Source organism: Nocardia farcinica (assembly GCF_029867845.1).
Classification (GTDB): Bacteria; Actinomycetota; Actinomycetes; order Mycobacteriales; family Mycobacteriaceae; genus Nocardia; species Nocardia farcinica_A.
The window spans coordinates 15,128-27,259 of the sequence record NZ_JARWRU010001228.1 but is presented as its reverse complement, the minus strand read 5'-3'; the positions used below and the strand labels follow the sequence as shown (position 1 = coordinate 27,259).

Below are 12,132 nucleotides of genomic sequence, written 5' to 3'. Positions count from 1 at the left end.
ATGCCTCAAGTGTGTGTGTCACGGAACCTGTCGATCGAGGGCGGGCAGCTCGGGCTACAGCCGTGGACGGTGCCGAGGGTGGTGGCGCAAGCGTCGGCGGCTTCCACCGATGACGGGTCGATCGGCACGTCCGGTATCTCCACCCCGACCGGGCGCCCACTGGTCAACACGGGTTTGACGTGGATGTCTGACAGTCCGTTGCCGTTGATGATGCGGTTGCAGGTGATCCGCTCGTATCGGACGATTGTCACGTCGAATCCGAACGCGGTCGAGATCTGGGATTCGTGGCGGATAGGGGTTGGGCAGCCCGCCGCCGACCCCACCTCTTACGGTCTGGTCAACTCCATCTGCCGGTTGGCGATCGACCACGGCACCAACTCCAGTGCTCTTCCCAACTATGCGCGGGTGCATCAGGACTACCCGGCCACCGCAAGCGAAGAGTGGGTCGAGTTGCCGGCTGGGGAGGAGATCGACATCAACTATCGGTGTTTCGTGTGGACGCCGCCGCCGTGGTCGAACAACGCGAGCGCGAACAGCCCGTTGCATGAGGTGTATGCGCGGGGTGTGAAGTTGCGGTTGTGGGCGTTCCCGATGGCGGATGAGACGGTGCGATGAGTATCCCTATTTGCAGTTCGGACCTCATGTTTTCGACCCCGTTGGGGACGGGGATGGCGGATGCGTGGATGCCTCGGATTGTGACTGAACGGTTCGTCGCGTCGAGTCGTGATGGTGAGGTCGCGCGTGCCAGTGATCCGGTGCCGTTCATTCAGGCTGAGCTGTCCTGGACCAACAGCACTGGGGTGAATCAGCGTTGTTGGTTGGGGACGCATCGAGCGCCTCGGCAGATCGTGGCAGCCAACCCCAACAGTTATGTGCTCGACGACGCCTTGTCTTGGGATATCGCGTTGTCTCCGAATGCGGCGGAGCCGTACGGGAATGAGGATGGGATCGGCGCCAAGATTCAGGGCACTCCCTGGTCCTACAATAAGATGCATTACGCGCGCATGTTCCGGGCGTGGGATGACAGTGTCCGCCACGATGTGATCGGCACGGTCCCGCCTGGGGAGACGGTGCATATCCGGTACGCGGCCCTGTATACGACACCGGGTCAGTGGCGTACTCCGTCGAATGCTTTGCAGGTGGTGCGTGCCTTCTGGGTGCGTTTGCGCTTGTGGGCTGTACCCGAGTAGGTGTGCCTTGACTGAGCCTTGTGTCGATGACGCGTTCTTCACCGTCGCTGATGGTGAGGTGGCGCCGCTGCGGAATTGGCAGTACGCGCATCGCGCTACCGCCCAAGCCGGTGGTGCGAGCCCGGCCGTCGTCAGCAACGCGAGCGGCACCACTCTGTTCACGGTGAACGTGTCGTGGACGAACGACACTCCCATCTCGCAGAACGTGCATTGTTTGATGACGTATGGGGCGTCCCGGTATGCGCTCGACAATCTCAAGCATGTTCAGGTGCGGTGGCAGTGGGGCACCTCCTACGGCTCGTCGCCCGCGGACCCCACGCTTACCGAGGAGATGCGGCTCCGCGGTTACGGAGACCTCGGTACCGGCACAGTGTCCGGCGACACTGTGGGTGTTTTCTACCTGTTCGAGGATCGGCATCCCACCACCTCCGTCCCTATCGGCGATATAGCTACGCTCGCGCCGGGACACACGATGAAGGCCCGCTGCCAGGTGTCGTGGTCCACCCTCGCATGGGGGTTGGATTGGGCGTCTATTTACGGCAACCCGGCACCCCACCGGGTACTGCGCGTCGGGCCCGTCCGACTCGACCTGTTCTCCACCCCTGTGTTCCCCTGAGAGACAACTACGCCCCGCCCCAGGGGGTTAGGGCGGGGCGTAGGTCTGCCGCAGGTGGGATGCGGCGAGATAGCGGAGCAGACACCAGGATACGCGGTCACGCCGATGCTGGAGGGCTTTCAGTGCTGGCGATCCTGAACCGTCCATCCTCGATGGTCACGTTGTCGCCGAAGAGCATGCGCAGCGCATCAGGGCTCATCTCGACAGCGCGGAAAGGCATCTCGAACACCCGCCCGCCGGGGTTGTCGGCCAGCCAGCAGCGGGAGCATGAACGAGGCGGGCAACCGTAGTCGCGGGTGCGGGCCGCACACTCCTCGCAGTCCTCCACAGCAGGTCCGGGTTCAGGCGCGGGCAGTCGGTAAACCTGCCGGAACTGGTCTCGCGACTCGGCTGCCATCGCGCCATAGTGTCGCCAGCCGATCGCGAACCCTGCATCGGTGAGCCGCGTGTATGCGATCCGCTGCGCCACTCCCTCATCCATCCGACGCAGAACTCCAGCCACGTGGTCCAGGTCGAGGGCGGCGCGCTCGCCGTACGTGTATGCGGTGGTCTCCTCGCGGTGCGGGTCAGGTCCGTCACCGCGGGCATAGCCTTGTTCGATCTGCCAGTCCACGAGGCGGTCGATGTCGTCCCGCTCCAGCTCGTCGATCGCAGCCAGCACAGCATCCTCGGGGTTCGTCACGGCTGGCCTCCTCGGTTCGGCAGTTCAGTCAACGGCGGCAACCCGACCTCGGCGCGTATCTTGTTCGCCCGCTCCAAAGTCAGGCGCATGGATTCGCGGGACAGTCGCATAGCCGTCGCCACCTGCTGTTCGGTCATGGGGCGGTGCGGGCGGATGCCGTACACCGTCCCCTCGTCGTCGCTCACGACTGCGGCCCTCCTTCGGCGGCAACCTCGTCGGCCAAAGCGGACAACGCTGACGCTGCGGCCGACACCTCCAACAGTTTGTCCGGCGGCAGTTTCCGCAGAGCTTCCCGCGCCTTCTCCAGATCACCACGCACCATCCACCCGAACGCCCCTTGTGCGGTTGCGGTCTGACCGAGCCTGGTCATGGCGGATTGGAAGTTGTTCAACGCATCGGACAGGCCGGACAGATCCGGGTTCCTCTGCTCATCCCCACTCATGCCTTCGATCCTTCCGTGTTGGGCCGGCCTACGCGGATCACCGTGGCAGGCCACTGAACCAAGTCCTCGGGATCGCTCAACCAGTAGCAGCTGCTATCGGTGTGCTCCAGCGTCACAGGAGCGGACGGGCCATCCCAGCGGGCGATGAGCGCCACGGTCTCCTCGTCCTGGTCGCGGCTGTCCCGCCAAGAGATGATCGAGTGGGTGGGAAGCTGCTCAACGTCGGCGACGCTCCAGCATTGCCAGCCCCGACCCCACGGGATCTTCGGTTCGGTCACGACTGTTCGCCTTCCTTGCTGGGGTTGAGGTTCCGCCACACCCGAACCGCGATGTCATACCGTTCGGAGAACCGGGGCGGCTTCACCCCTGCTTTGCCGGCGTGGGCGATCAACGCATCCGACACGGCGCGATGTAGGCGGGCGAACCCGGCAGGATCAACCGACGACGGTGGCGGCAGGCGATGCGCGTGCGTGTTGGTCACGTCGGGTTCGCTCACTGCTGCTCCTCGTGTTCGGCGAGATGCGCCCGGCACAACCGGTCCCGATCATCCGCGCCCCGAAGACGGGTGATCCTGCGCCAGTTGTCCTGCCGCACCTCCCGCTCCTGCATCCGGTCAGGCACGTACAGTCCGGTCGGGTTGCCGCAGTTCGGGTCATGAATGTCGCCACTGCATTCGGGGTTGGTGCATGCTGCCGCGTTGGGGGCGTCGAGCACGGTCTCCACTTCCCGCTGCTGGCCGATCATCTTCTCCCCGCACCGTTTGCACTGCCAGGTGTCGTTGTCGATGCGGTGGTGCAGGCAGCCTCGCGGGTCGTCGCGTTCAGTGCCGCAGTCGTCGCAAGTGAACTGGTCCCCATCCCAACTGAATCGTTCGTGCTGGCAGGGGACGACTTGACGGTATGCCTGTTCGGCAGCGCGCAACTGTTCACGCGCTTCAGCGAGTCGGGCTTCGGCTTCTCGGCGCAGGTCATCAGGGTTGGTCATCCGGTTCCTTCCGGTGACGGTGAGGGCTCATCCCTCGGACTACCTACATTCTAGCAGGCCAAAGCATGTTTTACGTCCTCGAGGTAAGGGCGTCGGGAGTCGAACCCGATATGCAAGGCACCACGTGTGCGGCCCTCAAAACTGCGCTGCCAGCCGTCCCGCTAGGGCCCCCGACTGGGGGCTGTGTCCCCGCCCCTTGGGTAGCTAATCCTGGGGCGTTGCGGTCTCGACTGTTTTGGATGCGCGCTTCCGCCAGTCTCCCAAACCTCGAGCAGGACGGCATACGTTCCGTCCCACGATCAGGATAGCGGGTCGCGGCCCGGCGGGGATACGTGCACGAACATGCGTGCAATCCGTGGCGGAAGCCGAGGACGTGCACGCATCGGGTCGGGGATGCGTGCGATTCGTCCACTGGATCGGGCAGGCGTCGCGGCGACGGATCAGCCCTGTCCTGCACCCCGTCTCTCTACCGTCCCCTCCCAGTAATCCAGGGCAGCAACAGGGATGGAGACAAGACGATGGTGTATCAGCCGCCGAGTGGTATCGAGGACTTGGCCTCGCAGACCAACGATCTCGAGCAGGAACGTGAAGCGTTGGCCGCGGAACGTGCCATGTTCGAGCAGCTGCGGCAGGAGGCTGCGTTGGTGCGGCAGCGCCGCCAGCAAGTGACGGCACCGATCGGCCCCGTCGTGGGCGGTGACGCGCTCACGGAGCCCGCAGCATCCACCGAACTCGGCCCGGTCATCGACCCCACCGGACAAGCGTACGAACTCGACAAGGACGGTCAGCCTGTTCGCGACAGCAACGGTGATCCCATCCCGGCCGGCGAGTACGACCGTGACGATGACGGTGTGGTCGTGTTGGACAGTGACGGCAACCCGGCGCCGGTGTGGAGGCATGGGACGATCGAGTTGCATGGGATGACGATTCAGGCGCGGAAGCCGCAACCGGCCGCGTTGCAGGCATTCTCGATGGCCGTCTCCAAGCACACCCCGGCGAAGACACAGACCGATATGGTCACCTTGTTTGTGCGCATGCACATCTCGGACCGCTCCTACGGTGACCTGTTGGCGGCGATGATGAACCCGGACACAGCCATCGACATCAAGATTTTCGGTGAACTCATGTCGAAGATCGCCACGATGGGTACGTCGCGCCCTACATTGCCGTCGCGACCCTAGCGGAGTTCGCGGCGCGGGACTGGCCCCGGATACGGGGACGCCTCATCCTGTCAGGTATCCCTGACCCGCTACGTCAGCTCCCGGATATGCATGCCATCCTGGATGTGGTGGAGGTGATGTTGATCGACGCCGCCCACACGAAAGAGGACCGGGACCGACTCAACACCACCCTCTATCGACCGTCACTGGATGACGACACACCCCCGCCAGGGTTCGAGGTGGCCGAGCAGCAGGCCAGCTTCGCCGCGTTCGCCGCTTTGGCTGGGGACTAGGAGGCGCGCACCTCGGGTGGCAGATGCCAATCCTCCCCCGACCACGGGGGACGGACACCGGGGCGGCGCGCATTCCATGCGTCGATCGTCTCCGTCAAGTACCCGCGAATGTTGCCGATCAGCGCGTCCTCGGGTGGCAGTTTGTAATGGTTGAGGGTACCCCGCTTCACGCCGATCAGCCGCGCCAGCTCGGGGGCGGACACATACCGGATCGTCACATGATTGGTGGCACCCCAACTGTCGGGGTTGTCGATCACCTCAGGTAGCCAGCCCTGAGCCCTCGTGCCGATGCGGGCGTTCGGGGGTGGCAGCTTCCCTTCCGTGATCCACCTGTTGATGGTGGAGCGTGGGCGGCCGAGACGTTCGCTGATGTCACCGGCACCGAGGTAGACGATCCGATGTTTCAGGGCGTCTTCCGGGTAGATGTCAGCAGTGTTGATCAGCCATGCCGGATCGACCTGTGTGGGCGGCAGCCAGCCGGGCACGTCACCGACTTGAATGTCGGGTTCGGGTATCCGGTAGGGGGTGCCTTCACCGATTTGGCTGCGTATCCACTGGGTGAGTTCCTGGCGTCGCAGGTAGTGGACGGTGTCGACGGGGGCGCCCCACAGGTTCGGGTCGGCGATGACTTCCGGTAGCCAGCCGCGGAACCTTTCACCGATCTGCACGTGGGGGGCGGGGAGTTTCCCAGTCCTGATCCATAGGGCGATGGTGTTCTGTGGCCGGCGCAGGCGGTGGGCGATTTCGACTGTGTCCAGGTAGCGAGTGACCATGTGTGGGCACCTCCTTTCTGTCCCCCAAAGTATCAGCCAGATGTGTGTATAGTCCATGCGCTGGTGTCGCTCCAGTGACTGGAGTGACTGGAAACACGCAGGTTGACACGGATGGCGGGACGGTTGCTGGCGCGGCACATGTGTGTGCATCATCCCGGCCAAACGACAGCGGCCACCCCTTCGAGTGAGGGGGTGGCCGCCGTGCCCCTACTGTCGAACAACCTTGCGTGGGCTATGCCCTGGCCGCTCTCCTGCGCGCTACTTCATCCAGCCGGATGACATCCGCCTGCCCTTCACCCGCTGGTCGGCTCTGTGCTGGAATCCATTCCATCAAGTCAGACTGGGCGAACCCCAGCTCTTCCGACGCTCGCCAATAGGTGGCCTTGTCGAACCGCTGGTTGAGCAGATGCCACAGTAGGGCGGGGCGTTCCACACCGACCTCAACAGGCTCGTCGGTACGCCAACCACGGCGGTTGATCTGACGCATCAACGACGCGCGGCGTTCGTCGTCGATGGCGCCGAGGGCATGGGCGCGCATGATCAACGCTTGGATGGAGATCCCCCAGGCCGCTTTCAGTCGCGCGTACCCGGTGAGTGTCAACGAGTCCGACAGCTCCTCGAGTGCGACGTCGCGCGGTAGGAACAGTGCGCCCGACAGCCGGAACGCTTCCTGCTCGCGCTGCTTCTCAGGAACGTCACGGAACGTGTGCAGAAGGCGGTGAGCCAGTTCGTGCCCGACCGTCATCCGTAGCTGGTCACCGGACTGACCGGTGCGGGCGGCGATGACACCGAATCCTGTGGCGTCTGTGTAGGAGACGCCGCAGTGGTCTTCGACGATCCCATCCTCGGAGCCGAACATCACCACGGGAAACCCGGCGCGCTCACAGCTGCGGATTGCATGCTTGATCGGGCCATCATCGAACCCCAATGCCGACCGGACATCGAGAGCGATTTCCTCGATGTCGTTGTTGTCGACGGCACCCTTCACGGGATGCAGTTCGACCTTCGGCCGGTAGGTGGCTGCCAGCTCCTTCGCCAGGTGCCGGGCTTCGCTGAACTTCCTAACCACCGCGCGAGTGCTTTTCGTTGGAGCGGTACGGCGTTTGCGGAAGTGCAGTTGCGCTTCGGTCAGTTCCTCGACTTCGAGGACGAAGAACCTTTCGGGGACGCCGGTTGCCTGCGAGATGGTTTGAACATGCTGGAAGGTGGCGGTTCTGGTGCCGTTCTCCAGTGAGCTGATCAGCGGCTGGGACATGCTCGCGATGTCGGCGAGTTCATGCTGTGTCCAGCCGCGTAGCTCTCGCAGGGCTCGGATTCGGCTCTTAATGTGGTGTGGATCTAGCCTCATCAGCTATCGGTGCCGGTGCCGAAGTCAGTGTCGTCGCCGAACAGTTCCTGGTGGCTGCCGTCGTTCTCGATGTCGAAACGGCCTTTGAGGAAGTCGTCAGCGACTGCGGGCATGACGATGGAGAACATGAGTTCGGGAACGTGGTAGGGGCGGATGGCGCGCACTACGAACGGTAGATCTCCTTCCGGCTCCCTGTAGGTGACCATCAGGTTGTGGTTACACTGGCCGAGCAGGTCGACTTCGCGGATGTCGCAGTTGTCGTAGAAGCCCCGCCGCCGATCCGTACGCGCCTCGGGGATGGTGCCGTCAGCGTTCACTCGCTGTATGCGCGCTTGGATGTATCCGTCGACCGACTTGAGTACCAGTGCGCCGCGACGCTGTTCGCGTTCGTCGGTGTCGAGTGTCCAGCCGTCGGGGAGTGTTTCGGTGAGGTGGTCGCCGAGGTCGGCGCGAAACAGGTCTGAGCGTAGCCATTTGCAGCCGGTCCGCTTGTGCAGCTGGTGGCGGCTCCTGCGGTTGGAGTCGATCTTTGCAGCGTTGAGGGCCTGGTGCATGCAGGGAACGAGTGGAGTGAGGGTCGCCTGCAACCTACCGAGAGGGTCATTCACGCGGTAATAATATCACAGCCCGTAATATTATTACTCGAGCAAGTACCATCGTCGGTCTACGGCAGCCTACTGCACCCCCCATCCCTATCGTGCGGTATATGGCTTGGACCGGAGACCCGATTTGGCTCGCTGACGTGCTGCGCGCCGAAGGCGTGAACGTTGTCGAGTTCCCCGGCTGGCGAGACCGCGGTCACGGCGACTTCAAACAGATCACGCACGTCATCGCCCACCACACAGGTGGCTCCAACACGCCGGCCTCAGAGATCGCGTACGGGTTCCCGCATCTGGCGGGCCCGCTGTCGCAAATCCATCTCGCGAAGGACGGCACCGCCACCGTGGTCGCGGTCGGTGTCGCCTGGCATGCGGGACGCGGGAAGTATCCGGGGCTGCCGGAGGACAACGCGAACTTCCATGCCATCGGGATCGAGGCCGTGAACAACGGCACCGAAGGCTGGTCCCCCACCCAATATGACGCCTACGTGCGGTGTTGTGCGGCGATCGTGCGTCGTCTCGGTGTGGGTGCGGATCGGGTGATCGGGCACAAGGAATGGGCTGGGGCGAAGCAGGGCAAGTGGGATCCCGGCCAGATGGATATGGACATGTTCCGGGCTGCGGTCGCGGCCAGGTTGAAGGGCGGCGAGAAGGTGACTGGTCTGTCGGATGCCGAGCAGCGGGAGCTGTTGGAGAAGGTGCGGCGCATCCATCACGAGTTGACGTTCGGGTTCGGGTCGCGGGTGGCGGACTCCGAGTACAGGGACACCCTCGTCGGGTATGTGCTGAACTCGGATGCTGCGGACTTCCGCAATGAGCAGCGGATCAAGGCGTTGGAGATCAAGGTGGATCGCCTGATCGAGGTGCTGGTTCCCCCGGCCGAACCGAAGATGATGACCAGCGAGCTGCCGTACCCGTGGCGGTCGTCGCTGGGTGGCGGCGAGTAGGTCTTCGCCTTCGGGCGGGGGCGCGGTCTGGTGGTCGGGCCGCGCGGATCGAGTGATGGGAGAACGGCCGTGAGTGCTGCACTGGGCAAGGTGTTGGGCAATCTCGACTTCGGGGATGTCCCGGTGATCGCGGGTGCGCTGTGGTCGATCGTCGGGGCGTTGCTGTCCTGACCGTGCGGGCCGGGTGTGGTGTCCCGGCTTGTCCCGGTTTGTCCCGTCGTTGTCCCGGTTGCCGTTGTGGTGGCTGTCGCTGGTGTCTCTGGTGTCGCGTCTCCTGGGGGTTCGGACCCTGATAGCGCGTGATAGCGGGTGATAATCCGTGATGATTTTTGGTTACCGGAGAGTAGTCCGGGGCGTAACGATTGAGACATTCTCCACGTTCACCCCCGTCACCACCCGACCCCCCGTCCACCCGGCAGCCCCCACGGGGAATAGCGAGTACGGGGCGTAAGCCTGCCGCATCGCCTCATATGCGCTGGCCCGCAACAGATCCCAGTCGATAGCGGTCACGTCGCCACACCTCCCATCACGCCCCCACCCACACCCAGGCGGGAGGCATTCAGCCCTCGTCCTCGGGACGGATTGTCCCGTCTTTGTCCCGTCGCAGTCCGTGCTCGCTCAACTCGCGCGTCACCTCCTCCGTGTTCGGCCACAGATGCGCATACCTTTCCAGGGTGTGCTTGCTGTTGCTGTGACCCATGCGGGTCATCACCATCGTCGGCGACGCCCCGCCCTCGATCAGGACCGACGCATAATAGTGGCGCCACAGATAGAAGCGTCGATGCTCCAGCCCGGCGGCCTCCACGATCCGCCTCCAATGATCCGACCACGTTGAGCGATGCCACTCCCGGATGCGTCCGCCGCGGCCACGGGACAGGAAGATCGGGTCGTCCTTCCCCGGATCGATCGCCTCGAGATGTTCGGTCAAAGCCTGCTCCACGGTGTCTCCGTACGGGACACGGCGTCGCCCGGCTGCTGACTTCGGAGGGCCGTAGATGGGGGTGGGTGCTTTCATCTGTCGTTGCCGCACCACATGGAGTTCACGGTTGCGGATGTGGGCGCGTTGGAGTCCGAGGATTTCGCCGGGCCGCAGGCCCGTGCCGGCGGCGACGAGGATTTGTGGGGCGAACAGGGGTGAGTGTTTCTGCGCTGTCTCGTACAGCTTCCATAGTTCGTCGGGGGTGGGGAGTTCTTCGGGGAGGATCGCTTCTACGGTTACGTCGTCTTTCGCTACCCGTACTCGGCGCATGGGGTTGCGGGGTATGAGTTCGTCGTCGTGTGCGGCGCCGAAGATCATGGCGGTGATGGTGCGGCGTTTGGTGGCGGTGGAGCGGGCGAGGGGTTTTTGGTCGGGGGCCCACCATCGGTCTTCGGTGAGTTCGCGTATCCATTTGCCCATGCGGATGCGGTCGACGGAGCGGAGTGGTTCATCTCCCAGACCGCTGGGTTTGATATCGAATTCGATGACGTCACGGTAGGAGTCGAGGCTGTCTTTGGTGATGCCGGTGTAGGAGGCCAACCATTCGTCGGCCCATTCGCCGACTGTCCATTCCCGGTCTCTTGGGTTGACCCATTGGTTGTTGTGTACGTCTGCGCGTTGCTGGGCGAGCCAGTGTGCGGCGGTGCCGGGTTCGTTGGAGCGGCCCAGTTTCTTGAAGGACTTGCTGACTTCCACTCCGCCGGGTGGGGTGAAGCGGGCAACGAAGGTGGTGGTGACCTTCCCGGTGCGTGGACTCTTTCGAACCTTCTTCTGAATCCAGCCGTCCCCCTTGCTCATTACAGGACTCCTTGTGCTGCGCAGAGTGCGCGGATGACGTGGATGACTGCTGCTACGGATTGGTCGGAGAGGTCATCTGTTTGGTCTGGGAGGAGGGTGGCGAGGCGGGATCGGCGGGGGGTGTTGATGCCGAGCGATGCGGCGACGGCGAGGAGGACGGTTTCTTCGGGGACGTCGAGGGCTTTGGCGATGCAGCGCAGGCTGTCCGGGGAGGGGAAGGCACGGAGGTTTCCGGTGGCGAGTTGTGCCCAGCGGGCGGCGCCGAGGTGGCAGTTGCCGTCGCGTTCGAGTTGGGTGTAGGTGCGGTCGCGGCGGTGTGTGGCGATCAGCTCGGCGAGCTTCATGGTGCGGATTCCCCTCTATCTCACTACGAACCGTTTGGTCTGTGCCTACTGGCACGGTTGGCGCTTCAACGGTAGGTGAGCTGGGGCTGTAACGCATCTATCGATTATCACCGATTATTGATTGCCTACTGGCGGTTTGCTGAATCGCAACTACCAGTTGACATGTGGGCATCGATCATGGGTGAATTGCCCCGATAGTGATTAGTAGCATTCGGTAGTAACGGGTAGGGGGTTGGTTTTCCGATGCGGCTTCGATCCCCCGCAACGCTGCGGGCGCTGATGGAGCAGGAGTGCCTGACCACGCGAAGACTCGCGGCGAAGGTCGACGTACACCACTCCACGATTGATCACCTATTGGCCGGACGCCGAGACACCACGGGCGAAGACCTGGCCGACGCGATCGCCAAAGCGTTGCGTGCCCCCATCGAATTACTGTGGGAGACAAAGTGACTGGCGAATATCTGACACCCGCCGAGGTGGCGGAACGTTGGAAGATCTCGACCCGCACAGTGCATCGGATGGCGAAAGCGGGAGAGCTGGCGCACCTGAGAGTCGGCAGGGCGGTACGCATTTCGGCGCGCACGGTGAAGGCGTGGGAAGACTCGCACTCCCGACGCGCCAGCACACGCGGCGCTGACAGGTAGCCTCCTCCGCTATGGAGACAGGGGATGCCGACGCGATCCGTGCGGAACTGCGTGAGACGGTCGCAGAGTTGCAGGCGGTGACCGAGAGGTTGACGCGCCGGCGGAACGAGTTGATCTTGGCGGCGGTGCAGGCCAAGGTGCCGCGGGCGGTGATCGCTGAGGATGCGGAGTTGTCGGAGCCGATGATCTACAAGATTCGGCGGGACATGCTCGGCGAAGGAGGTAGTGGGTAGCAGGGGGTTGCCTGCAACCTGTAGTGAGTTATAGTTGTGGCGGTCGTCTCGGACACCACTCGTCGACAACCGCCACAACCCACCTATAACACCACGCGGA

General features: G+C 63.6%; 20 protein-coding genes and 1 pseudogene. 9 read left to right on the top strand and 12 right to left on the bottom strand.

Annotated features, from left to right (window positions below):
- From QH283_RS27400 to QH283_RS27390, 3 genes are read left to right on the top strand one after another with little or no spacing between them, the layout of a single operon-like run.
- Positions 1-615, top strand: a complete 615-nt coding sequence (locus QH283_RS27400) for a DUF7172 family protein (RefSeq protein ID WP_432420792.1) — start codon at positions 1-3, stop codon at positions 613-615.
- Entirely contained in the window at positions 612-1,190 is a 579-nt protein-coding gene (locus QH283_RS27395; RefSeq protein WP_432420791.1) for a DUF7172 family protein, read from the top strand. Before QH283_RS27400 ends, QH283_RS27395 begins: the two co-directional genes overlap by 4 nt.
- 7 nt (positions 1,191-1,197) lie before the next feature.
- Positions 1,198-1,806: a DUF7172 family protein gene (locus tag QH283_RS27390; protein WP_280505819.1), complete on the top strand. Its 609-nt coding sequence runs from the start codon at positions 1,198-1,200 to the stop codon at positions 1,804-1,806.
- A 97-nt stretch (positions 1,807-1,903) separates the two neighbouring features.
- Here QH283_RS27390 and QH283_RS27385 read toward each other — a convergent pair whose 3' ends face one another.
- From QH283_RS27385 to QH283_RS27360, 6 genes are read right to left on the bottom strand one after another with little or no spacing between them, the layout of a single operon-like run.
- On the bottom strand, positions 1,904-2,488 hold the full coding sequence (locus QH283_RS27385) for a hypothetical protein (protein WP_280505818.1): 585 nt from the start codon (positions 2,486-2,488) through the stop codon (positions 1,904-1,906).
- On the bottom strand, positions 2,485-2,673 hold the full coding sequence (locus QH283_RS27380) for a hypothetical protein (protein ID WP_280505817.1): 189 nt from the start codon (positions 2,671-2,673) through the stop codon (positions 2,485-2,487). The genes QH283_RS27385 and QH283_RS27380 overlap by 4 nt, the downstream gene beginning before the upstream one ends.
- Positions 2,670-2,930 carry a hypothetical protein gene (locus QH283_RS27375; protein ID WP_280505816.1) on the bottom strand — a complete coding sequence of 87 codons (261 nt, stop codon included), beginning with the start codon at positions 2,928-2,930 and terminating at the stop codon, positions 2,670-2,672. The genes QH283_RS27380 and QH283_RS27375 overlap by 4 nt, the downstream gene beginning before the upstream one ends.
- On the bottom strand, positions 2,927-3,208 hold the full coding sequence (locus QH283_RS27370) for a hypothetical protein (RefSeq protein WP_280505815.1): 282 nt from the start codon (positions 3,206-3,208) through the stop codon (positions 2,927-2,929). Before QH283_RS27370 ends, QH283_RS27375 begins: the two co-directional genes overlap by 4 nt.
- The gene (locus tag QH283_RS27365) at positions 3,205-3,426 is read right to left on the bottom strand and encodes a hypothetical protein (protein ID WP_280505814.1); all 222 of its coding nucleotides are present in this window, start codon (positions 3,424-3,426) and stop codon (positions 3,205-3,207) included. Before QH283_RS27365 ends, QH283_RS27370 begins: the two co-directional genes overlap by 4 nt.
- Entirely contained in the window at positions 3,423-3,914 is a 492-nt protein-coding gene (locus QH283_RS27360; RefSeq protein ID WP_280505813.1) for a DUF7459 domain-containing protein, read from the bottom strand. The genes QH283_RS27365 and QH283_RS27360 overlap by 4 nt, the downstream gene beginning before the upstream one ends.
- 518 nt (positions 3,915-4,432) lie before the next feature.
- Here QH283_RS27360 and QH283_RS27355 point away from each other — a divergent pair.
- Positions 4,433-5,095 (top strand): hypothetical protein, encoded by a 663-nt coding sequence (locus tag QH283_RS27355; protein ID WP_280505812.1) that lies wholly within the window; start codon positions 4,433-4,435, stop codon positions 5,093-5,095.
- On the top strand, positions 5,077-5,367 hold the full coding sequence (locus tag QH283_RS30410) for a DUF7240 domain-containing protein (protein ID WP_432420794.1): 291 nt from the start codon (positions 5,077-5,079) through the stop codon (positions 5,365-5,367). Before QH283_RS27355 ends, QH283_RS30410 begins: the two co-directional genes overlap by 19 nt.
- Here QH283_RS30410 and QH283_RS27345 read toward each other — a convergent pair.
- The 3 genes from QH283_RS27345 to QH283_RS27335 all read right to left on the bottom strand — a co-directional run bounded on the left by QH283_RS27345 (position 5,364) and on the right by QH283_RS27335 (position 8,042).
- Positions 5,364-6,140, bottom strand: coding sequence for a helix-turn-helix transcriptional regulator (locus QH283_RS27345; protein WP_280505810.1), 777 nt, complete (start codon positions 6,138-6,140; stop codon positions 5,364-5,366). The genes QH283_RS30410 and QH283_RS27345 overlap by 4 nt on opposite strands.
- Before the next feature lie 232 nt (positions 6,141-6,372).
- On the bottom strand, positions 6,373-7,488 hold the full coding sequence (locus tag QH283_RS27340) for a helix-turn-helix domain-containing protein (RefSeq protein ID WP_280505809.1): 1,116 nt from the start codon (positions 7,486-7,488) through the stop codon (positions 6,373-6,375).
- The gene (locus QH283_RS27335) at positions 7,488-8,042 is read right to left on the bottom strand and encodes a hypothetical protein (RefSeq protein WP_280505808.1); all 555 of its coding nucleotides are present in this window, start codon (positions 8,040-8,042) and stop codon (positions 7,488-7,490) included. The genes QH283_RS27340 and QH283_RS27335 overlap by 1 nt, the downstream gene beginning before the upstream one ends.
- 152 nt (positions 8,043-8,194) lie before the next feature.
- Between QH283_RS27335 and QH283_RS27330 the strand changes: the two genes are divergently transcribed.
- A complete protein-coding gene (locus tag QH283_RS27330) occupies positions 8,195-9,034 on the top strand; it encodes a peptidoglycan recognition protein family protein (RefSeq protein WP_280505807.1) in 840 nt (279 codons plus the stop codon).
- A gap of 363 nt (positions 9,035-9,397) precedes the next feature.
- Here QH283_RS27330 and QH283_RS27325 read toward each other — a convergent pair.
- The 3 genes and pseudogenes from QH283_RS27325 to QH283_RS27315 all read right to left on the bottom strand — a co-directional run.
- Positions 9,398-9,496 (bottom strand): annotated as a pseudogene (locus QH283_RS27325) (cytidine deaminase); the annotation flags it as partial.
- A 97-nt stretch (positions 9,497-9,593) separates the two neighbouring features.
- A complete protein-coding gene (locus tag QH283_RS27320) occupies positions 9,594-10,811 on the bottom strand; it encodes a tyrosine-type recombinase/integrase (protein ID WP_280505806.1) in 1,218 nt (405 codons plus the stop codon).
- Complete coding sequence (locus QH283_RS27315) at positions 10,811-11,155, bottom strand: hypothetical protein (protein WP_280505805.1); 345 nt, start codon at positions 11,153-11,155, stop codon at positions 10,811-10,813. The genes QH283_RS27320 and QH283_RS27315 overlap by 1 nt, the downstream gene beginning before the upstream one ends.
- A 243-nt stretch (positions 11,156-11,398) precedes the next feature.
- Between QH283_RS27315 and QH283_RS30405 the strand changes: the two genes are divergently transcribed.
- Genes QH283_RS30405 through QH283_RS27310 form a run of 3 tightly spaced genes read left to right on the top strand, consistent with a single transcriptional unit; the run spans position 11,399 to position 12,032 of the window.
- Positions 11,399-11,605: a helix-turn-helix domain-containing protein gene (locus QH283_RS30405; RefSeq protein ID WP_432420790.1), complete on the top strand. Its 207-nt coding sequence runs from the start codon at positions 11,399-11,401 to the stop codon at positions 11,603-11,605.
- A complete protein-coding gene (locus tag QH283_RS30400; protein ID WP_432420789.1) occupies positions 11,590-11,799 on the top strand; it encodes a helix-turn-helix domain-containing protein in 210 nt (69 codons plus the stop codon). Before QH283_RS30405 ends, QH283_RS30400 begins: the two co-directional genes overlap by 16 nt.
- Positions 11,800-11,810: 11 nt before the next feature.
- Positions 11,811-12,032: a hypothetical protein gene (locus tag QH283_RS27310; RefSeq protein ID WP_280505804.1), complete on the top strand. Its 222-nt coding sequence runs from the start codon at positions 11,811-11,813 to the stop codon at positions 12,030-12,032.
- Positions 12,033-12,132: the final 100 nt, after the last annotated feature.

Coding starts and splice junctions, on each gene's coding strand:
- QH283_RS27400 (WP_432420792.1), top strand. CDS start 1: ATGCCTCAAGTGTGTGTGTCACGGAACCTGTCGATCGAGGGCGGGCAG.
- QH283_RS27395 (WP_432420791.1), top strand. CDS start 612: ATGAGTATCCCTATTTGCAGTTCGGACCTCATGTTTTCGACCCCGTTG.
- QH283_RS27375 (WP_280505816.1), bottom strand. CDS start 2,930: ATGAGTGGGGATGAGCAGAGGAACCCGGATCTGTCCGGCCTGTCCGAT.
- QH283_RS27360 (WP_280505813.1), bottom strand. CDS start 3,914: ATGACCAACCCTGATGACCTGCGCCGAGAAGCCGAAGCCCGACTCGCT.
- QH283_RS27355 (WP_280505812.1), top strand. CDS start 4,433: ATGGTGTATCAGCCGCCGAGTGGTATCGAGGACTTGGCCTCGCAGACC.
- QH283_RS27345 (WP_280505810.1), bottom strand. CDS start 6,140: ATGGTCACTCGCTACCTGGACACAGTCGAAATCGCCCACCGCCTGCGC.
- QH283_RS27340 (WP_280505809.1), bottom strand. CDS start 7,488: ATGAGGCTAGATCCACACCACATTAAGAGCCGAATCCGAGCCCTGCGA.
- QH283_RS27335 (WP_280505808.1), bottom strand. CDS start 8,042: ATGCACCAGGCCCTCAACGCTGCAAAGATCGACTCCAACCGCAGGAGC.
- QH283_RS27330 (WP_280505807.1), top strand. CDS start 8,195: ATGGCTTGGACCGGAGACCCGATTTGGCTCGCTGACGTGCTGCGCGCC.
- QH283_RS27320 (WP_280505806.1), bottom strand. CDS start 10,811: ATGAGCAAGGGGGACGGCTGGATTCAGAAGAAGGTTCGAAAGAGTCCA.
- QH283_RS27315 (WP_280505805.1), bottom strand. CDS start 11,155: ATGAAGCTCGCCGAGCTGATCGCCACACACCGCCGCGACCGCACCTAC.
- QH283_RS30405 (WP_432420790.1), top strand. CDS start 11,399: ATGCGGCTTCGATCCCCCGCAACGCTGCGGGCGCTGATGGAGCAGGAG.
- QH283_RS27310 (WP_280505804.1), top strand. CDS start 11,811: ATGGAGACAGGGGATGCCGACGCGATCCGTGCGGAACTGCGTGAGACG.